The organism is Brevibacillus sedimenti (genome assembly GCF_020923495.1).
In the GTDB taxonomy this organism is placed as follows: domain Bacteria; phylum Bacillota; class Bacilli; order Brevibacillales; family Brevibacillaceae; genus Brevibacillus; species Brevibacillus aydinogluensis.
Map to the genome: position 1 here is coordinate 2,228,751 of NZ_CP064048.1, position 19,535 is coordinate 2,248,285.

Genomic DNA, 19,535 nt, shown 5'->3' on the forward strand with positions numbered 1-19,535 from the left:
TGATGTCCGCTTCAAAACGCGACGCGGGCAGGGGGCAAACATCTGGGTAGTTCGATGAAGTGAGACTTGTGCCCCCTGTTTTTTCCCGCGTCTTTCGTTTTTCCGCTGAGCAGGTCGTCAAAGGAGCTCGCTTGGCCCATCACTCTATGCCATCTACTTTTTCTCCACCTTCGGTTGATGAATGTGCAGGCCTTCCGGCCTGGAAATGATGGAAGATCGTTTCCTTGCGGACACTCAATAAAAAACAGTTTGTCTTCAGTCTGAGAGGCGATGAATTTGACTCTTTCAGAATGAAGACAAACTGATTGTACCGAAGGAGAATCACGTTTCCAGGCAGAGCGACTTGAGAGCCCTACCGAGCAAAGCAGCGATTTGCGGGAAAAAGGAGCGTCACCTTTGAATCGGTTGCGTAGCGATGCGGCTTTGGCGATCCCCCGCAAATCGATGCGGAGCGTGTAGTTTGTGCTTCCCTGCTGGGCATTGACTGGGCCCCGCCGGACGCGAGCATTAGCTTGTGTTCAGTGGGTAAAGAACGGAGTGGATGACGGAAGCGTGTTCTCCTCGCAACGGCCATTTTGCCTACAAACAGAAAGAGGCGATAGATTCGCCTCTTTTTTATGTGCGCTTGTTTAGTACAGCAGATACTTTTCCACTTCTTCCGGGTCCTTGATCTGGATTCCCGGGTCGTTGTACTTGTAAAACTGGAAGAACACCTGCTGGTCCATCGTGCCTCCTTCCGGCATCGGCAGGATGATCCAGGTCTCGAACTGATGGATCAGCCGGTCGTCCTTGCCGAACCAGAAAGTGGTCTTGATCGTGGAATCCTTTAGAACGGCCGCCATGTCCGGGCGGTCGGCCACCTGCTGGCGCAGCGGCTCAAACAGCGGACTCTTGCTCGCCGCCAGCCAGTCTGCGCCGGTCATTTTCACTTCAAACGGGACGCAAACCGTGCCGTACACTTTTTCTTCTTTTAACTGTACCGCCTGTTCCATAAACGGCAGCCAGTCGTCAAAACCGGCCAGCACGTCAAACGGAAGCGGGGTTTCCCGAGCAGTCATCCAGGCATCGCCGACCCGGATGTACCGCTTGTCACCGATACGGTAATACTGATAGTCCTGGCGGGCAATCCGCGCATCCACATTGTATCCGTTTGGCTGTACGACGGCCCCGTTAAACATGCTGGTTGTGGTGCGGTTCATAATGGTCTTGACGTGGCCTTTGTACCAGAACTTTTGTGCGTCCTTGTCCGTTTTCGCACGTTCCAGCGCTGTCTTCAGCCACTCGCTCGCCGACTCGGTCTGCTGCGGGGCCGTCTTTGCCGAGCTCGTGCCGTAATTGGTGGAGGCGAACGACTTGGGCCCCGACTCGTAGGTGCATCCGGTCAAGAGCAGGGTGGCAGCGAGCGCAGACAGGGTAAGCATTCCTACGGTTCGTTTACGCATGGCGAACCCTCCTTGCGATCCCGTAGCCGATCAATCCGGCAAACAGGAGGATGACGAGCGGCACTACGGGCACGTTGTGCTGCTTGAACACGATGAGGCGGTGCTTGTCGTAGATGGTGGCGACGATTTCATTTTCCTTGTCGCCGTCGATGTCACCCACCTGCACGTTTAAAAGCGGCAGGTAGATGCGCCAGGTCTGCTTCAGTCCGTCCGGGGTGTAGCGGTACCCGGACAGGTAACGGGAGTCGGTGGTGCTCACCCAGCTTTTCGCCATGGCGACGATTTCCGGCTCTGTGCTAGATCCGATCGGAGCGTAGTTGGTGAAGCGGAAGCTGCGATCGCCTTCCTCGCTTGCCCAGAGGATTTCCCAGGTGCCGTTTTGCTTCGCTTTCAGGATGTAGGACGGACTGTTGGCCACCAGCAGTTCATCGGCTCCGTCCTTGTCCAAATCGGCCGGGATGAATTCCGCGGTTGCCAGCGGCATTTCCTTGCGCGTCAGGGAGTACGCCTCCACGGCGGTGCCGTCCGGTTCTACAGCCATGACGCTGAGGTGTTCGCCCATGATGATAAGCCCCTCGCGACCGTCCGGCAGCTTCATCGTGCCAATCAGCTTGGTTGCCTTGGTCGTGGCGACAAACGGCCTGCCTTCATACGTGCCGCTCAGCAGCCCCTCTTTGATCGAGACATCGCGGTACTTCTCGCCGATCGCGCTGCGCACGTCCAGGCCGCCGTCGTTTTCCGCCAGCTTGTCCCCGATGATTTGCATGTCCAACAGCAGGGCGCGATTCGGAGCGGTTCCCACCTGCAGCATCGCTTCCGCGTAGGATTGGCGCTGCACGTTTGGCAGCAGTTGGCCGTCTTTCATTGTGTAGTACGGGAAGCCCGGGTAGTCTGTCGGCATTTGCTCCTTGATTTTAGCCATCGTCTCCGCCGCGATTTGGTCGTTGGGCATGCGCACCAGCTTGCCGTCTTTCCAGGTGAGCACGTACAGGGAGATGGGTTCGGCCTTCAGATGCAAAAGTTTGTCGGCGAGCTCCTTCCGCTCTGCTTCCGTCTCCGGCTTTTTCGGCTTTTCTTCCGGCAGGGGCAACTCCTCGGCGTTGCCGTACGTGATGATCTCCTGCTTGCCGTCTCCGTCCACGTCGTAGAGGATGACGGGGAAGTAATCCACCCAGGCTCCGTTGTAAAGGCGTTCCGATTCATACTTCAGCGTGAAGTGGCTGAGCGCGGCCAGGTTGTCCCGGTGGAAGCTGACGTTGGTCAGCACGGCGACGAGCACCAGCGCGATGACAGATGACCAGCTCAGACGGCCGTACCATTTGGCAATCAGGGCGATGACTCCGCTCGCCACCGCTCCGCCGATCAGCACGGCGGCGAGCGATTTCACGTCTACGTGAGCGAGGGCACGGTCCAGCAGCAAAAAGCCGAGCGTAAAGACGACTACCTGCCGCCGTTCGTCCGGATGTACCAGGACATATAGGAAACCGAGCAGCGGCAAAAAGACGATCAGGGCGATCCAGGAGAGGTCCAGGAACGCCGGTTTGACCAGAATGTGATAGATGAGGAACAGGGCGATTGCGTACAGCGCCCAGTTCACGGCTGACAATACACCATTGCGGCGCATGGACTCACCACCTTTTCTCTTTCGCTTGGTCGGCGTACAGTGCGCACAGGAAGCCGCCAAACAACCAGAAGTAGAGGGACATGAACGGCACCTCAAAAATGTTTTCCACCAGGTTGTGCATGGCGACGGCAAACAGGCCGCCAAACAGACCCAGCATCAAAAAGAACGGCGGCTTTCCTGCCTGTGCCCGGATGAGCCGGACCGCGTAGGCAAACGTCATGGCAATCAGCGCAATCAGCATGATGACGCCGATGAGGCCCAGCTCCGCGATGCTTTTAAACAGGTAGCTGTCGGTGTAGATTGTGCCGAAGTGGCGGGAACCGACGGCGCCGCCGTGATGGCCGAGCCCCACCCCGAACAGCGGTTCCAGCCGCATCTTGTCGTACGCCTCCCCCCAGCGGTCGAGACGTCCGGCCTGCATGCTGGATTGGAGGTACTCGGGGGTAAACAGGGTGAAGATGCGGTTGGAAATCTTCCCGATCAGGGGCGTCGACTCCGGCACGAAGTACAGGCCGATCAGGCCGACGATGCCGGCGATCACGAGAAAGCCGGCCAGCCGCTTGTTCCACAGATAGCAGCAGACGAACAGCGCCACAGCCAGCGCGATCCAGGCTCCGCGCGAACTGGTCAGCAGCAAGGTGAGCAGCGTCGTCAGCGCGACGATCCACCAGATGATGCGCTCTTTCCGATTGGCTGTTGTGACGGCCAACCCGACTGCGACAGGAGCGATCAGGGCCATGTAGCTGCCCAGCACGTTGGGGCTGGTGACAATCGAAAACGCCCGCGTCGTGACGGCTTCCCCTTCCTGCACCCACGACTGCGGCGTCTGTACGCCCAGCACTACCTGCATGATGCCGACGACCGCGGCGAGAAACCCGAATGCGGTGAGCACTTTCAGGAACACGACCAGCTGCTTTGTGTCGCGCAGCAGGTAAAAGCCGATGAAAAAGGCAATCATGTACTGGTAGACGGCGCGGAAGCCCTCCACGCTGGCGTCCCAGTTGGCCATGTCGGCCACCGTCAGCGCCAGTCCGTAGACGATGAACGCCGCAAACGTATGCTTGATGGCGGGCATGTCCCGCGAACCTTTCCAGTAGGCGAGAAAAGTAAACAGCAGGAGGACGAGCAGCAGGCCGTCATCCCACAGCGACGAGACGACTGGAATCGGCAAAATCTTTCGCAAGACGTAATCGATAACGGGGTAGGCCAGCAGGAGATAGACCCAGGTGTCTGACTGCCTCCCCCACTTCCATACGTTCTCTTTCATTTCGTTTTTGATCCTCCTACACAGGGATTAACCCCACTATTATAATGAATGGGCGAATGCTGTCGCAAGGCGAAGGGGATAGAGGTTGGTAGGATTACGAGAAATGCGCTATGATAACAGGTGTGCTTTTTAAGAGGATGGGCGCGTATTGCAAAGATGGGAGATTCGAACGATGAGCATATTCAAGACTGCCTCGATGATCGTCGCACTCACGTTGATCGGAAGGCTTCTCGGTTTTTTTCGCAACGTCTACGTAAGCAACCTCTACGGCACCAGTGCAGCGTCCGACGCCTTTTACACAGCGGTGACGATTCCGCAGACGCTGTTTCTGGTCGTGCCGGGAGCGATCAATGCCGTGCTGATTCCCACCATGCGCGGGCTGATGGAAAAAGAGGAGCGGACCGGGGTGCTGTACAACAAGGTGCTGACCGTCGTGTTCGCGGCGTTTCTGGCGATGGCGGTGCTGGGCGTCGTCTTTGCCCGGGAGATCGCCTGGTTGATGGGAGCACAGGAAAACACGCTGGAGATGACGGCCGACATGCTGCGGTGGATGTGGCCGTCCGCTGTTTTCATCGGGCTTGCCGGTCTGTGGTCCAGTGTTTGCAACGCCCACCAGCACTTCTTCACTCCGACGCTGGGAACGGTGGCCAACGGCGCGTTGGTGATTGTCAGCATGTATCTCCTGGTGCCGCTCTACGGACCTGACGGACTGGCCATGGCGACCACTCTCGGCTACTTGGCGGCGATGCTGACGATGCTGCCAACGCTGCGCCGATTTGGCTACCGCCACCGCTTGTCGTTTGCATGGAAAGAGGATGAAGCACTGCGCAGCATGGGCGAGCGGGTGGTGCCCATCCTGATCGGAGCAGTCGTGTCCCAGGCGACCACGTTTTTGGAGCGGGGGTTTGCCAACGGCTTGGGAGCAGGCAACGTATCCGCGCTGGCCAACGCCAACCAGATCGTGCAGATGCCGATGGCGATCTTCGTTGGGGCGTTTACTCTGCCGCTGTTTCCGCTGCTGGCCAGCCACGTGAAGCGGGGAGAGATGGACCAGATGAAGCAGATTCTGCAAAAAGGGCTGGCGTATCTGCTGATTCTGCTCCTGCCGGTGACGGCGGGACTGATCCTCTACGCCGAACCGATCGTGCGGCTGGCGTTCCAGCGCGGCGAGTTCGGCGAGCTGTCCGTCGCGCTGACCGCCTGGGCGCTGCCATTTTACGGCTTGGGGCTGTACGGGATGGCCGCCCGCGACCTGATCACCCGGGCGTTTTACGCACTGGACAACACGCGGACGCCGGTCGTGGTCGGCGTAATCGGGATCGCCGTCTACGCTGTTGCCAACTGGTTGCTGATCCCCTGGATGGGACACGGGGGGATCGCCCTGGGGATGGCCGTCTCCGTACTCTTCCAGTCGGTGCTGCTGTTCGCCCTGCTCTGGCGCAAAGTGGGTGCGCCCATCAGCCGGAGCTTTGTGTGGACAGCGCTGCGGACGCTGGCCGCCTGCGCTGTCATGAGCGGCGGGATTTTGCTGGCTGATGCCTGGCTGTCCGCTCTGCCGTTGTGGTGTTACCTGCTGCTTGGGGTAACGGGCGGGGCGCTGCTGTACTTTGCGGCACTGTTCGCGCTGCGTGAACCGCTGGTCGCCGAATTGGTGCAAAAGCTGCGCAGACGGTCTACTCCCGCAGCAAACCGGTAAGCGGACATTCGCGAATGGCGTAGCGGGTCTTGCCGGAAGCACTCGGTGGAATCCGGTCGACGTGGCATACCTCGATGCTGACTTCCCCCAGTTTGTCTCGAACGGCCTCCAACAGCCGGGCTTCGTCAGCCGGATCGTACCGATCCGGCTCTTTTACCAGTTTGAGCGTCACCTGGTCCGGCCTGTGCTGGATGATTTGAAAGGTGCGGAAGCTGTCCAGATTGCGCATGATGTGGTTGAAGTAGTGGCCGTGCACATACGTACCGTGAGCGGTGACAAACATGTCGTCTTCCCGGCCGTCAATGGCGGCCAGCAGCGGATAACTGATGCCGCAGGTGCAGGTGTCCGACGAGAGGGCGATGACGTCGCCCAACTGGTAGCGCAGCCGGGGCATGACTGTGTTGTGCAGGTCAGTGACCAGAAGCGTCCCTCTTTCCCCCGGGGGAAGGGGGCGGCCGCTGGCGGGATCGACCACTTCCAGCACGCAGTTTTCGCTGAAGGCGTGCATGCGTCCAACCGGACACTGGTAGGCGATGATGCCTCCGTCGCGGGCGCCGTATTCGTTGACGACAGGCGCCTGGAACGCTTTGGCGATTGCTTGCCGCTGGTAGTCATGAAGCGTCTCTGCCGTGGACACCACCGCTTTCAGCTTCACACCTGGACTGGCGCCGCGCGCCAGCATCATCTCAGCCAACAGGTGGAGGGCAGAAGCATACCCGTACAGGTAGACTGGGCGAAACCGGCGGATTAGCTGCAGGTGTTCGTCCAGCCGCCGCTCGTCCAGGTCGTAGGCGGGTATCATCAGCCGATTTTTCAACCATCGCTCTTTCAGGCGATAGCGGCGGGCCTGCTGCTGGTTGAGTTCAAGCGGCGAGCCCCAGACCATGACGGACGGGTCGCCGATGCGAATACCGTGCCAGGAGAGCCCCAGCCAGCGGGCTGCTTCGTAGCGTTCCACAGCCGGCCGGCTCAGGTAAAAACGGGTCGGCTCTCCCGTGGAGCCGCCAGTCCGGTTGGCAATGAGCCGGGAGGGGTCTGCATCGTTGCTGAGGTACTGGTCAAACGACGCGCGGAAACGGGCCTTGCTGAGCACGGGAAGGCGCTCCAGGAAGCGAATCGGGTCGTCATCAGCCGCTTCCCAGTCGGATGCGTATTCGCTGTAGGCGGGGACACGGCGGACGGCGTGGTCCAATAAGCGCCTCAGCTTGTCCGCCTGGCGTTTCCGCAGCGCCTGCGGCGACAACTGCTGCGCCTCTCGCAGTTCGTGCAAATACTGACGCGTGCGGTTCTGTTTCAGCCGTTCCATCAACGGCCAGTGCACGCGGCGGATGAGTGTGCCTGTCAGTTGCATTGGGGGGTTGCTCCTTTCCGGCTGCCGATACAATGTTTGGAATCTTTTCCCATTAGTATGACTGCCGGATCGGGCCCCTATACCTGTTTGCCGGATGGGAGATTTCCTAGTAGGATAGAGAGAGAATTTACAGCAGGTGTGTGCACGAGGGACGGCAGCGGTTTGCCCGGACGGTTTATGTTTGTCTGTGCGTGAAGCAAACTGCCGCCGACTTGCAAAGCAACCCGGCTGTGCGGTACACGATCTGATTTGACATTGTTGCAAAGGAGTTTCCCATGACCAAAAAAAGTCAATTCCTCGCCGGGGCGTTGATTCTCGCTGTGGCCGGGATTTTGTCCAAGGTAATCGGGATGTTTTACCGCATCCCCCTGCAGGAAATCGTGGGTGACAACGGATTGGGTCTCTACCAGGAGGTATATCCGCTCTACCTCACATTCCTGATTCTAGCCACAGCGGGCGTCCCGGTGGCTCTCTCCCGGGTGATCGCCGAAGCGCTGGCGGAAGGAAAGCAGGATGCGGTCAGCCAGATTCTCGCCCGCAGCATGGTGATGATGGGCGGGATCGGGATCGTCTTGTTTGCCCTGCTCTACCTGGGTTCTCCCCTGATCGCCCGGTTGATGGGCAACCCTCATCTGATCGAACCGATTCGGGCCATTTCGCTGTCGCTGTTGTTCGTTCCCTTGATCGCGGTGATCCGGGGCTTCTTTTACGGACATCAGAAAATGCTCTACGTCGGCCTCTCCCAGATCGTGGAGCAGACGCTGAGGGTGGCCTTTATCCTGATCGCCTCGCTCTATCTCGTCTCGCTGGGCGAAGATACGGATCAGGTGATCACGGGCGTCAACTTTGGGACGATGATCAGCACGATGTTGAGCCTTGGCTTCCTTGCGTTCCTGTTGTGGCGGCACAACCGCAAGCAGCCGTTCGCGTCTGCGGACGGGTGGAAGCGGCTTGACTGGTGGTTCGACCGCACCTTTTTCCTGTCGATGTGGCGCATCGCCTGGCCGATCTGTATCAGCGCGCTGGTCATTCCGATCTTCAGCCTGGTCGACTCGTTTTTGGCGATCAACATCTTTCGCTACGTCTGGCATGTGGACGGACTGACCGCCGACACCTGGTTCGGCATCTACAGCCGTGGAGGACCGCTGCTGCAGCTGGCCAGCCTGTTCGGCTCGTCCATTGCGCTGTCGATCGTTCCTGCCATCGCCGAAGCACGGCAGCAGCGTGACGAAGAACGGGTGAGCACGCTGACCAAGCTCTCCCTGCGCTTTGCCTGGCTGATCGGCCTGCCGGCGGGTCTGGGCTTGACCGCCGTGGCTGAAGGGGCCAACCAGGCACTGTACGGCGACGTGGAGGGGACACGGGCGATGGCGATTTTGGGCGTCAGCGCCATTCCGCTTTCCCTGCTGCTGGCCACCAACGGCATCCTGCAGGGGCTGGGCCGGGAAAAAGTGCCGGCACTGCACCTCTTGTGGGGCGTGCTGGCCAAGATCGGGACGACGATCCTGTTTACTTCCCTGCTGGGGATGGACGGGCTGTCCGTATCCTGGCTGTGCGCCACCGCCCTGGTCTGTGCCCTGAACATGCGGGCGATCAACCGTCTGGTGAAGGTGGACATTCAGTGGCGCTTTGACACGCTGTATCCGCTGCTCGTCGCCAACCTGATGCTGGTATTGGCCTGGGGGGCAACGGAGACGGTCGGTTTCCTGCTGCATGGAAAAGCCCGCCTGGTGGGGGCGGTGGAAACGGTGGTCGGGGTTGGAACGGGGATGCTCGTCTACCTGGGCATGCTGCTGGTCATACCGCTGATCGAAGAAAAAGAGCTGGAGTGGCTGCCCGGAGGCAACCGGCTGCGCGGCCTGGTGAACCTGCTGCGCCGGAAAGAGTCGCCGACCGATATCCGCTGACCTCGGCCTGGCGGCATGAAAACAAGGGCTGTACCGTAAACGGAACACCTCCGATTACGGCACAGCCCTTTTCTCTGTCTGTCAAGGACCGGTGCGGCCCAGCCCCCGGCAAAAAGCCGCCCCGTTTGTTTGGGACGGCTTCACGCATATCGGTCTGCTATGCCTGCTTTTGATAAATACAGACTACCATTTTGACAAAAAACTCACGCAAAAACGGCAGTTTGGCCAGGCCGGAGACGACCGGGCGCAGCGGTACTTCCTGCTGGTAAACCACTGGATGGTGGACCCCCTGCTGGATGCGGCGGAACCGTTTGATCGTCATCCGGTTGATGTAGGAAATGGTCTCCTTGCCATCCGGCCCCTGACCGAAGCGGAAGGAGATCCGCTCCTCGCCGTCAGGCAGGTGGCGAACCAACTGCTTGTAGGCGTCGATCAGCGTCTGCTCGGAGAAAAACGCGTGCACCCAGGGAATCCCGATGGCGTCGGAGAGATGGGCCCCGTACGGGTGGTAGTACGGTGGAAAGTTGATATACAGATGACCGCCCGGCTTCAAAACGCGGAAACATTCGTCCAGCGTCTGTTCCGGACGGTCGACGTGTTCCATCGCGTCGTTCATGATAATCGTGTCGAACGTGTTGTCATCAAACGGCAGATCGGCAGAGTCGGCGGTCATGAACGAGACCCGGTCCGCCAGCCCTTTTTCGCGGGCAAAGGCGTTTCCTTCCTCGGCGTAATGGGGCACAATGTCGATGCCGATCATCTGCTTGGGACCAAATGTGGCGTAATAGCAGGTTTTGCCTCCGCCGCCGCAGCCGATGTCCAGGACTGTCTTGTCGACGAACATCTGCTCCTGCGAATGATAGGGGAGGAAAAACTGGATCGTCTGGTCCCCTTTTTGGAACTGCCATTCGGTGTAGCTCATCGTCCCGTCGTTCGCCAGATTGAACGGGTGAACGGGGAGCGGAAACAGCTTGTTCAAACGTATCAGCAACTGGGAAGAAACGGACATCTGCACGTCCTCCTTTCGTCCGCGTTGTGGGGAGACCTGCCCCTGTCGGCGTTTTAAGCCACGTGGTCAGACTTACGCTTTGCGGCGCAGTGCCTGAAGCACCAGTTCACTGCTTTTGGCCGCTTCCTGGGCGAGCAGTTGCGAGCGTTCGGCAATCACGCGTTTTTCCCGCTCCAGGTCGGCCAGCCGCTCGTCCAAAAGGGCGAGGAGCGCCGATTCGTCCAAACGGGTGATATGGCCGGCGCTGGGCATGCCGGCCCGCTCGACAAACCGGTCAATTTTGGGATCATAGGAGATGCCGGTAAACGGCGTTTGGAGCATGCAGGCAAGAATCAGGGAGTGCAGCCGCATGCCGAGCACGTACTCGCACTGTTTCAGCACGGACATGATGTCGTGAAAGGTGACCGGCTCGTCCAACAGCTTTGCCCCCGGCTGGCGCATCATCGCGATGATGTCGCGGGAGGGAGCCAGATCGCTGGGATAGTGCATCGGCACAAACAGCACGTTCCATCCACGCTCTGCAAACAGGTCGGCTGCCCGGGCGATCGACTGCTTGAAGCGCTGCTCCTGCTTCCAGTCGCGGACCGAGATGGCAACCAGCGGCTTGGACAGGTCGACAAACTTGTCCGCCAACAGCTGGCGCCCCCGCTCGTCAGACACGTCGTCCGGCGAAATGGTCAGTGCCGGATCGGCGGTCACGTAGACCGGCGCCTTGCTCACTCCGCACGCCTTGAAATCTTCGCCTGATTCAAAGTCACGTACGGTGATCACATCTACCCGGTTCACCACCTGCTTGATCAACAGGCGGCTGATAAGCTTCTGGACCGGACCAAACCCCTGAGCGTAAAACACGACCGGTTTACCCAGCAGCTTGGCGATCGAGACGATCCCCAGGTAGTAAAGCACGCTGCGCGGACTGGTCACGTCCTGCATCAGCGTTCCGCCGCCCATCACCAGCATGTCGCTTCGCATCAACTCGCGCACGATGGTCGGCAGGCTCCAGCGGTTGTACGCCGGAATGCCAAACAGGGCCGTCGTTCGCTCCGGTTGGTTGGACAACACGGCCAGGGAAATATTCGGTTGTTCCCGACGCAGCGCGCTGATGATGCCATACAGGACCACATCGTCTCCGGCATTGTTAAAGCCGTAGTACCCGGAGATGAGAATACGCGACATGGAGTGAACCTTCTTTCTATATCAAACGTACAGGAAAAACACATTCTCAAGTATAATCGAGTAAATACGGGGAAGTAAAGCAACCCTAGAACAAATAGAGGAAGCCCAGGGCGAACAGACCGGCCCCCATAATGAGCAGGGCGATCATCAGGATCAGCATCCCCTTGTTCTTGCGGCGCCGGTAAAAAAATTCGTCAAACATGGCAAGCCTCCAAACAAGTTTTCATCCATTCTATAATCATACCATGCAAGCGCATATCCTCGCCATCCATTCAGAGGATCAGATGGGAGAAAGGGGCAGGCAGACGATGGAAGAAACATGGCTAAAGTACATCCTGTTGGTCGATCGGGATGCGGAAGACGCGTTTGTCAGCGAGGTGCTGGCCAGCGCCTACACACTCGGTTGGGTGGAGCCGCAGATCGAGGTGCTGACGACGGAAAACGGCTACGATTATGCGGAAAAGACGGACGGGCCGGTGATCGCCTACCTGTTTGAGCCGCTTAGGGAGAGCGAAGCCGAGCATGTGGAGCAGCTTCGGAACTATCTCAGCCGCTGGGGGGAGCAGGTCCGCCTTAAGGAAGTAGAGACGGTGACCGCGGAGAATGAGTCGTGGAAGGAGACATTTCACGAGGTGCAGGTGGGCGACTGGTGGATTGCACCCACGTGGACCCCGCCGGAGGCGCTGGCCCAAGCCAGACACGTGCTCTGGATCGATCCCGGCGCGGCGTTTGGCACCGGCTACCACGGCACTACCCAGGACATCCTGCTGCTGCTGCAGGAGTGGTCTCCCGCCGGCAAACGAGTGCTGGATATCGGCGCCGGTTCCGGCATCCTGTCGCTGTTCTGCGTCAAAAACGGCGCCCGGCAGCCGGTCTTTGCGGTGGATCTCAACCCGCAGAGCGAATACCAGATCCGGGTAAACCTGGCCAACAACGACCTGGCGGAGGATGCGGTGGAAATCGTATTGGGTGACGCGCTGGAACCGGACGTACAGGAGCGGCTGCCCCGGGAGGCGGATCTGATCCTGATCAATATCGGCGGTGACGAAGACGTGGCCATGCTGCCGCTGGTGCGGAAGCGAATTGCGCAGGGAGGGACGGTGATCCTTTCCGGGATTGTGCAGTGGAATCGCGACAAGGTGCTGGCTGCTTACGAACAGGCCGGATTTTCGCTGGTGGCGGAGCGGCACAGTGACGAGTGGGTGACGGTCATGATGAAAGACGCCCGGGAGTAGAGATGGTACGGGAACGATTTACGCCCGATCGGACCTGTGTCACAATGGGAGAAATGGGAAAATCGAACGCGGGGGAGGAAATTGCGATGGAACAAATCGTCATTGTCGCAGCCGGACGCACGCCGATCGGCACGTTCGGCGGCGCGCTGAAAGATGTAAGCGCTCGCAAACTGGCGGAAACGGTGATTCGCGGCGTCATTGCCAAATCGTCAGTAGATCCGTCGCTGATTGATGAAGTGATCCTTGGCAACTGCATCCAGCGGACCGATGAAGCCAACATTGCACGCGTGGCAGCCCTTGACGCCGGGCTCGGCAACCGGGTGACCGGTTTTACCGTACAGCGCCAGTGCGCCTCCGGCATGCAGGCGATCGTCAGCGGTGCCGCACAAATTCTGCTGGGGGACTGTGAGGTGGTAATCGCCGGCGGCGTGGAGAGCATGAGCAATGCGCCGTACGTGTTGAAAAACGCCCGTTGGGGCAAACGCCTCACGCACGGGGAGATGACCGACGCGATGTGGGAACTTTTGACCGATCCCCATTTTGGCATCCTGATGGGGGAGACGGCGGAACGGCTGGCGGAGCGCTACAGCATCAGCCGCGCCGAACAGGATGAAATCGCCCTGCGCAGCCAGCAAAACGCGGTGCGGGCGATCGACAGCGGCCTGTTTCGTGAGGAAATCATTCCCGTTGCAGTAACGAAGCGGGGAGCGGTGACGATGGTGGAGACAGACGAACATCCCCGCCGGGACGTCACGCTGGAGGGCCTGTCCAAGCTGAAGCCCAGCTTTCGCGAAAACGGGACCGTGACGGCGGGCAACTCCTCCGGGCTGAACGACGGGGCATCTGCGGTCGTGCTGATGAAGGAGAGCCGGGCACGGGAGCTGGGCATCGCTCCGCTGGGCAGGATCGTCTCGTATGCCTGGGCCGGGGTGGAGCCTGATCTGATGGGATACGGACCGGTGCCGGCGGTGAAAAAGGCGCTAGCCAAAGCGGGCCTGACTCTGGCCGACATTGATCTGATCGAGGTAAACGAAGCGTTTGCCGCCCAGTATCTGGCGGTGGAAAAGCTGCTGGAGCTGCCGCGCGAGATCACGAACGTCAACGGCAGCGGCATCTCACTCGGCCATCCGGTCGGCTCCACGGGCTGCCGCATCGTCGTCACGCTGCTGCACGAAATGAAGCGCCGCCAGGTCAAGCGCGGGTTGGCCACGCTCTGCGTAGGTGGCGGAATGGGCATGGCGATGGTTGTGGAAAGGGACTGAAGCGCCAACGCTCAGGTTTAAACAAGATCTCCCCGGTCAACAATGGAAGCAGGACCCCATCAATCTCTTAGCACAGATGGGGTCCTGTTTGTCAAAGGGAGGTCTCGTTCATGCATACGTTTTGGCGCAGATACGGAAAGAGAATCGCCCGGTACGGAGCAGTCGTTGTGGCGATCGGCGTATTGGCGGCGGTCTCCTTTGCCGCCTTCCAGTTCAAACGGATGACGCGGGAATGGTACGCCCCGCTCGAGGCGGGAACGGAAGCGTCTTTGCAAGCGAAGGGGGACCAGCTGCCCGGTGCGCTGTTGGCCCAAGCCAAAACGCTGAAACCGTTTCTTCTGCTCGTCATTGGGACAGACAGCCGGGACGGGGAGCAGGCCCGCTCTGACACGATGATGCTGGCGGCTGTGCATCCCTCCAAGCAGCAGGTGCATCTCGTCTCCATCCCCCGGGACAGCTACATGGAACTTCCCGGAAAAGGCTACGACAAATTGAACCACGCCATGGCCTACGGCGGCCCCAAGCTGGTCAAACAGTCGCTGGAGCGCTTTTTCAACCTCAAGATCGACCGCTACGTGACGATCGACTTCGAAGGCTTCCGGCAGGTGGTGGACACGTTGGGCGGGGTGCAGATCGAGGTGAAAAAACGGATGAAGTACACTGATCCGAGCGACGACACCTACATTGACCTGAAGCCGGGACTGCAGACACTGAACGGTCAACAGGCGCTCGACTACGTCCGCTACCGCAAAAGTGACATCGGGCGGGAAGACAGCGACTACCAACGCATCGCCCGGCAGCAGGAAATCGTCCAGGCCCTGATTGACAAGGGCACGTCGGCGCAGGCGCTGGTCAAGGCGTTTTCGCTGATGGACATTCTCGGCAGCCATATCAAAACCGATCTGACCGACCGGGAGATCGCCTCCCTCCTGCTGGCCTACGGCGACACCGAGCCGAATACGCTGACGACGGACACGCTTACGGGAGCGGACGAGCGGATCTGGCACAACGGCGTCCTCGGCTGGTATCATCTGGTGCCAAAAGAGGAGCGGTCCCGCGTTCGCCAACTGCTGATGGAGGCGCTGATCCCTTGACCACGGGCACTGGTTTCCTGCCCGGCATTGATCGGAGCAGGAAAGCGCCCGCCCTTTTTTGCAAAAATCACATCCAATTCGATTTTTTTCGTTGGAAAATTACCTATCTTTCGACTAGAATGGAAGCAGGAAGAGGTTATGAATGTGGATCGTACGGGAGAGGTAAGGCCAATAAGGGACTGGAGGGAATTTGCCCATGTCAAACGCCAAGCCTTGGATTGCCAATTACCCGCCCGAGACCGCACCGTCATTGGAATACCCCCGTGTTCCACTGACTCACTTTCTGGAACAGTCGGCCGCGGAGTTTCCCGATCGTCCTGCGCTGTACTTCATGGGCAGGCGGATCACCTACCGGGAGCTCCTGGCGATGTCGTATCAGTTCGCCAACGCGCTGATCAAGCGCGGCGTGAAAAAAGGGGACCGTGTCGCCGTCATGCTGCCCAACACGCCTCAGGCAGTCATTTGCTACTACGGCACTCTGATGGCCGGCGGGACGGTGGTCATGACGAACCCGCTTTACACGGAACGGGAACTGATTCACCAGTTGAACGACTCGGGAGCCGAGACGATTATCACATTGGACCTGCTGTACAGCCGCGTCGCGGCCGTGAAGGCCTCCACCCCACTGAAACGCCTGATCGTTACAAGTGTGGGTGATTTTCTACCCTTCTTCAAAAAGATACTGTATCCGCTGGTGCAGAAGAAACAGGGCGACCATCCGCAGATAACCTACGGCGGTGATGTTGAGCCTTTTCTTTCCGTGTTGAAAGAAAGCGCTACCAATCCGGTCACGCCTGAGGTTGACCCGGAAAAGGACATCGCGCTTCTGCAGTATACCGGCGGCACCACCGGCCTGGCCAAGGGAGTCATGCTGACACACCGCAACCTCGTCGCCAACACGCTGCAGTGCCAGGCAGTCATGTATAAGTTCGTCAGAGGGCGGGAACGAATTCTCGCCGCCCTGCCACTGTTCCACGTCTACGGAATGACCACGGTGATGAACAAGGGCATTTCCATTGCGGCGGAAATTATTCTCGTCCCCAAATTCAACGCCAAGCAAATCCTCAAACTGATCGACAAGACAAAACCCACCTTGTTTCCCGGCGCACCTACGATGTACATCGGACTGATCAATCACCCTGATTTGCCCAAATACGATTTGTCCTCCATTACCGCCTGTGTCAGCGGTTCCGCACCGCTGCCCGTGGAGGTGCAGCGCAGATTTGAAGAGCTGACCGGCGGCAGGCTGGTGGAAGGGTACGGCCTGACGGAAGCGTCCCCCGTCACCCACTCCAATCCGATCTGGGGGAAGCGGGTCAACGGCAGCATCGGCCTGCCCTGGCCGGACACCGACTGCCGTATCGTCGACCCGGCAACCGGGGAAGAACTGCCCCAGGGAGAGATCGGCGAGTTGGCGGTCAAAGGGCCGCAGGTGATGCTCGGATACTGGAACCGTCCGGAAGACACAGCGGCTGTCCTGCGGGACGGGTGGCTGCTGACCGGAGATATGGGCTACATGGACGCAGCCGGATACTTTTACATCGTCGACCGCAAGAAGGACATGATAATCGCCGGCGGATACAACATCTACCCGCGTGAGGTGGAAGAAGTGCTGTTTGAGCATCCCGCCGTCCAGGAAGCAGCCGTCATCGGCGTGCCGGACCCCTACCGGGGCGAGACGGTCAAGGCGTTTATCGTGCTGAAGGAAGGAGCGCAGGTAAGCGAGGAAGAGCTGGAGAACCACTGCCGCAAGCGCCTGGCTGCCTACAAGATTCCGCGGTTATACGAGTTCCGAAAAGAGCTGCCCAAGACGATGGTGGGCAAAGTGCTGCGCCGCCAATTGCAGGAGGAAGAAAAGAAACGGAGCGCCGACCAAGACCAGGTCAAGACGAGCTGAAGCCCGCCAGAAACGAACGGAAAGACAGGCGGAAACCGCCGCACAATCGCATCGACCGTGAATGCTGTCCCGTAACGCCCTCCTGATCGGGAGCGGCCTTTTTCTTGACAGACCGGGGGACAGGCTATTTCAGCAGAGGACTTCCCGGACAGTCCACTTGCCGCTTGTTTTTGGCCAGGCGGACGAGGGATTGACAGCGGATGGAGCCCTATATTACACTGTAAACATGAATGAATAATCATTCATTTTGCATTGATTCGAAGCAAACGTGGAGGTACGTATGGCGAAAAAAACGGGGGAAAAATATCAAGCCATTATTGATGCGGCTGTTCGCGTCATCGCTCGTCATGGCTATCACAGCGCTCAGGTTTCCAAAATTGCGAAAGAAGCGAAGGTAGCGGACGGCACCATCTACCTCTACTTTGAGAACAAGGATGACATTCTCATTTCCCTGTTCAACGAAAAGATGGGGGCCTTTATCGAAACCTGCCGGGAACGAATCGCTGAAGCAGAGTCGGTCGAGCAAAAACTGTACGTCCTGGTTCACGCCCATTTAAGCCAGTTGGCCCAAGACCCGGATCTGGCAAAAGTGACGCAGATTGAACTGCGCCAGTCCAATCCGGAAATCAGTGAGGGCATTGGTGCCGTGATGAAGCAGTACTTTAACCTGATTGACGAAGTGATCCACGAAGGCATGCAGGTAGGCGTGTTCCGCCCGGACATCGACGTCCGCGTGGCGCGGAAAATGATTTTCGGAACGCTGGATGAAGTGACGACATCCTGGGTCATGAAACAATGCAAGTACGATCTTGTCTCCCATGTTGACCCCATTCATAACCTCTTCCTGTACGGTATGAAGGGAAAATGACAAAAGAAAACGCTTTTTTTGCAAGATTTCGTTTGTTACAATAAAAACGTGAAGACTGAGCGTTCGCTCAGATGGCGGATGCTTCATGACTTGACGCAAGCAGGGGGGAGAGGGATGTATTCGTATTGGCAAGTGCACAAGGAAGATCGCGTTGCCGTCGTCACCATCAGCCGTCCGCCGGCCAACGCGCTGAGCCAGGCGGCGCTGACGGAGCTGGCAGCGCTTCTGGACGATCTGGAACGGGACGGTCAGGTAAAGGCGATCGTCTTGACCGGCGAAGGCCGTTTTTTCATCGCCGGGGCGGATATCAAGGAGTTTACCCAACTGGTGCCCGCAGATGCCCAAGCGATGGCGAAAGCCGGACAGCAATTGTTTGACCGTCTGGAAACCTTCCCGAAACCGATCATTGCCGCGATCAACGGGGCGTGCCTGGGCGGCGGTCTGGAACTGGCGATGGCCTGCCATATTCGGCTGGCGGCGCCCGAAGCCAAGCTGGGCCTGCCCGAGCTCAACCTGGGCCTCATCCCCGGTTACGGGGGCACGCAGCGGCTGCCGCGTCTGGTCGGCCGGGGCAAGGCGACGCAGATGATCCTCACCTCCGAAATGATCGACGGCGAAGAGGCGCTGCGCATCGGACTGGTGGAAGCGGTCCATCCGCTGGACCAGCTCCTGGACGAAGCGAAAAAACTGGCTGCCGCCATTGCCCAAAAAAGCGCTGTCGCCCTGCGGCTGGCACTGCAGTCGGTGCATGCCGGGACGGTGCTCGGCAAGGCAGATGGCATGCAGCGCGAAGCGGAACTGTTCGCTGAAGCGTTCGCTTCGGAAGACGTCAAGGAAGGCGTTGCCGCGTTTTTGGAAAAGCGCAAGCCGCAGTTTGCCGACCGCTAGCTTCTATTGGAATTGCGCCACCTAGTAAGGAGGGAATCCCATGAACATTTTGGTTGTCATGAAGCAAACCTTTGACACGGAAGAAAAAATCGTCATCGAGGATGGAAAAATCCTGGATGACGGCGCGAAAACCATCATTAACCCGTACGACGAATACGCCCTGGAAGAGGCGATCAAACTGAAGGAAGAGCACGGCGGCGAGGTGACCGTCGTCTCCATCGGTACGGACAGCGTGGAACAAGAGCTTAGAACGGCACTGGCGATGGGAGCGGACAAGGCAATTCTGGTTGACGACGAAAGCCTGTTCGGCGACGAGTACACGACTGCCAAAGTGCTGGCTGCCGTCGCCCGCAAAGTGGGGTACGACATCATCCTCGCCGGACAGATGGCCGTTGACACCGGCGCTGGACAAGGCGGTCCCCGTCTGGCTGAAGAGCTGGGCATCAACCACGTCTCCACGGCTGTCAAACTGGAGATCAACGGCACCCAGGTGCGGGTGGAACGCGACGTCGAAGGGGACCTGGAAGTGGTGGAAACCAGCCTGCCGGTGCTGATCACCGCCCAGCAGGGGCTGAACGAACCGCGTTACCCGTCCCTCCCGGGGATCATGAAAGCCAAGAAAAAACCGTTGGATCGCCTCTCTGCGGACGATCTTGGCCTGTCCGCCCAGGACGTCCAGGCGAAGACCGTCATCGTCGACCAGACCCTGCCTCCGAAAAAGCAGGCGGGCCGCATTCTCTCCGGCGAATTGGCGGCACAGGTGTCCGAATTGGTCCAATTGTTGCGTAACGAAGCAAAAGTGATCTAAGCGAGAGGGAG

15 protein-coding genes are annotated in these 19,535 nt (G+C 59.0%); 9 read left to right on the forward strand and 6 right to left on the reverse strand.

What is annotated here, in order from left to right:
• Positions 1-629: 629 nt before the first annotated feature.
• The 3 genes from IRT44_RS10940 to IRT44_RS10950 are packed head-to-tail and all read right to left on the reverse strand — an operon-like array spanning position 630 to position 4,333.
• The gene (locus IRT44_RS10940; RefSeq protein WP_171566448.1) at positions 630-1,442 is read right to left on the reverse strand and encodes a hypothetical protein; all 813 of its coding nucleotides are present in this window, start codon (positions 1,440-1,442) and stop codon (positions 630-632) included.
• A complete protein-coding gene (locus IRT44_RS10945) occupies positions 1,435-3,066 on the reverse strand; it encodes a hypothetical protein (RefSeq protein ID WP_230076653.1) in 1,632 nt (543 codons plus the stop codon). The genes IRT44_RS10940 and IRT44_RS10945 overlap by 8 nt, the downstream gene beginning before the upstream one ends.
• Positions 3,067-3,070: 4 nt before the next feature.
• Positions 3,071-4,333 (reverse strand): O-antigen ligase family protein, encoded by a 1,263-nt coding sequence (locus tag IRT44_RS10950; RefSeq protein ID WP_171566446.1) that lies wholly within the window; start codon positions 4,331-4,333, stop codon positions 3,071-3,073.
• Between the two features lie 172 nt (positions 4,334-4,505).
• On the opposite strand from IRT44_RS10950, the gene murJ reads away from it, so the two are divergent.
• The gene (gene murJ, locus IRT44_RS10955; RefSeq protein WP_230076654.1) at positions 4,506-6,029 is read left to right on the forward strand and encodes a murein biosynthesis integral membrane protein MurJ; all 1,524 of its coding nucleotides are present in this window, start codon (positions 4,506-4,508) and stop codon (positions 6,027-6,029) included.
• Here murJ and IRT44_RS10960 read toward each other — a convergent pair.
• Positions 6,007-7,380, reverse strand: a complete 1,374-nt coding sequence (locus IRT44_RS10960; RefSeq protein ID WP_171566444.1) for a phenylacetate--CoA ligase family protein — start codon at positions 7,378-7,380, stop codon at positions 6,007-6,009. The genes murJ and IRT44_RS10960 overlap by 23 nt on opposite strands.
• A gap of 275 nt (positions 7,381-7,655) precedes the next feature.
• On the opposite strand from IRT44_RS10960, the gene IRT44_RS10965 reads away from it, so the two are divergent.
• Positions 7,656-9,287: a putative polysaccharide biosynthesis protein gene (locus tag IRT44_RS10965; RefSeq protein ID WP_230076655.1), complete on the forward strand. Its 1,632-nt coding sequence runs from the start codon at positions 7,656-7,658 to the stop codon at positions 9,285-9,287.
• A 157-nt stretch (positions 9,288-9,444) separates the two neighbouring features.
• Here the strand turns inward: IRT44_RS10965 and IRT44_RS10970 are convergent, their stop codons facing one another.
• Both IRT44_RS10970 and csaB read right to left on the reverse strand, forming a co-directional pair.
• Positions 9,445-10,296 (reverse strand): class I SAM-dependent methyltransferase, encoded by an 852-nt coding sequence (locus IRT44_RS10970; RefSeq protein WP_230076656.1) that lies wholly within the window; start codon positions 10,294-10,296, stop codon positions 9,445-9,447.
• A gap of 72 nt (positions 10,297-10,368) precedes the next feature.
• Positions 10,369-11,472, reverse strand: a complete 1,104-nt coding sequence (csaB, locus tag IRT44_RS10975) for a polysaccharide pyruvyl transferase CsaB (RefSeq protein ID WP_230076657.1) — start codon at positions 11,470-11,472, stop codon at positions 10,369-10,371.
• 308 nt (positions 11,473-11,780) lie between these two features.
• Between csaB and IRT44_RS10980 the strand changes: the two genes are divergently transcribed.
• From IRT44_RS10980 to IRT44_RS11010, 7 genes are all read left to right on the forward strand, one after another.
• The gene (locus tag IRT44_RS10980) at positions 11,781-12,707 is read left to right on the forward strand and encodes a 50S ribosomal protein L11 methyltransferase (protein ID WP_212132713.1); all 927 of its coding nucleotides are present in this window, start codon (positions 11,781-11,783) and stop codon (positions 12,705-12,707) included.
• Positions 12,708-12,793: 86 nt separating this feature from the next.
• On the forward strand, positions 12,794-13,969 hold the full coding sequence (locus tag IRT44_RS10985; protein WP_212132714.1) for a thiolase family protein: 1,176 nt from the start codon (positions 12,794-12,796) through the stop codon (positions 13,967-13,969).
• Between the two features lie 110 nt (positions 13,970-14,079).
• Positions 14,080-15,063, forward strand: a complete 984-nt coding sequence (locus tag IRT44_RS10990) for an LCP family protein (protein WP_230076658.1) — start codon at positions 14,080-14,082, stop codon at positions 15,061-15,063.
• Positions 15,064-15,259: 196 nt separating this feature from the next.
• Positions 15,260-16,960, forward strand: coding sequence for a long-chain-fatty-acid--CoA ligase (locus IRT44_RS10995; protein WP_171566437.1), 1,701 nt, complete (start codon positions 15,260-15,262; stop codon positions 16,958-16,960).
• 280 nt (positions 16,961-17,240) lie between these two features.
• Complete coding sequence (locus tag IRT44_RS11000; RefSeq protein WP_171566436.1) at positions 17,241-17,828, forward strand: fatty acid metabolism transcriptional regulator FadR; 588 nt, start codon at positions 17,241-17,243, stop codon at positions 17,826-17,828.
• A 114-nt stretch (positions 17,829-17,942) separates the two neighbouring features.
• Positions 17,943-18,716: an enoyl-CoA hydratase gene (locus IRT44_RS11005; RefSeq protein ID WP_171566435.1), complete on the forward strand. Its 774-nt coding sequence runs from the start codon at positions 17,943-17,945 to the stop codon at positions 18,714-18,716.
• A 40-nt stretch (positions 18,717-18,756) separates the two neighbouring features.
• Positions 18,757-19,524, forward strand: coding sequence for an electron transfer flavoprotein subunit beta/FixA family protein (locus IRT44_RS11010; RefSeq protein WP_171566434.1), 768 nt, complete (start codon positions 18,757-18,759; stop codon positions 19,522-19,524).
• The last annotated feature ends 11 nt before the right edge of the window (positions 19,525-19,535 follow it).

What these genes read in the sequence shown, in the direction of transcription:
- IRT44_RS11010 (WP_171566434.1), top strand. Translation starts at nt 18,757, where the DNA reads ATGAACATTTTGGTTGTCATGAAGCAAACCTTTGACACGGAAGAAAAA.
- murJ (WP_230076654.1), top strand. Translation starts at nt 4,506, where the DNA reads ATGAGCATATTCAAGACTGCCTCGATGATCGTCGCACTCACGTTGATC.
- IRT44_RS11005 (WP_171566435.1), top strand. Translation starts at nt 17,943, where the DNA reads ATGTATTCGTATTGGCAAGTGCACAAGGAAGATCGCGTTGCCGTCGTC.
- csaB (WP_230076657.1), bottom strand. Translation starts at nt 11,472, where the DNA reads ATGTCGCGTATTCTCATCTCCGGGTACTACGGCTTTAACAATGCCGGA.
- IRT44_RS10945 (WP_230076653.1), bottom strand. Translation starts at nt 3,066, where the DNA reads ATGCGCCGCAATGGTGTATTGTCAGCCGTGAACTGGGCGCTGTACGCA.
- IRT44_RS11000 (WP_171566436.1), top strand. Translation starts at nt 17,241, where the DNA reads ATGGCGAAAAAAACGGGGGAAAAATATCAAGCCATTATTGATGCGGCT.
- IRT44_RS10940 (WP_171566448.1), bottom strand. Translation starts at nt 1,442, where the DNA reads ATGCGTAAACGAACCGTAGGAATGCTTACCCTGTCTGCGCTCGCTGCC.
- IRT44_RS10980 (WP_212132713.1), top strand. Translation starts at nt 11,781, where the DNA reads ATGGAAGAAACATGGCTAAAGTACATCCTGTTGGTCGATCGGGATGCG.
- IRT44_RS10950 (WP_171566446.1), bottom strand. Translation starts at nt 4,333, where the DNA reads ATGAAAGAGAACGTATGGAAGTGGGGGAGGCAGTCAGACACCTGGGTC.
- IRT44_RS10965 (WP_230076655.1), top strand. Translation starts at nt 7,656, where the DNA reads ATGACCAAAAAAAGTCAATTCCTCGCCGGGGCGTTGATTCTCGCTGTG.
- IRT44_RS10990 (WP_230076658.1), top strand. Translation starts at nt 14,080, where the DNA reads ATGCATACGTTTTGGCGCAGATACGGAAAGAGAATCGCCCGGTACGGA.
- IRT44_RS10985 (WP_212132714.1), top strand. Translation starts at nt 12,794, where the DNA reads ATGGAACAAATCGTCATTGTCGCAGCCGGACGCACGCCGATCGGCACG.
- IRT44_RS10960 (WP_171566444.1), bottom strand. Translation starts at nt 7,380, where the DNA reads ATGCAACTGACAGGCACACTCATCCGCCGCGTGCACTGGCCGTTGATG.
- IRT44_RS10995 (WP_171566437.1), top strand. Translation starts at nt 15,260, where the DNA reads ATGTCAAACGCCAAGCCTTGGATTGCCAATTACCCGCCCGAGACCGCA.
- IRT44_RS10970 (WP_230076656.1), bottom strand. Translation starts at nt 10,296, where the DNA reads ATGTCCGTTTCTTCCCAGTTGCTGATACGTTTGAACAAGCTGTTTCCG.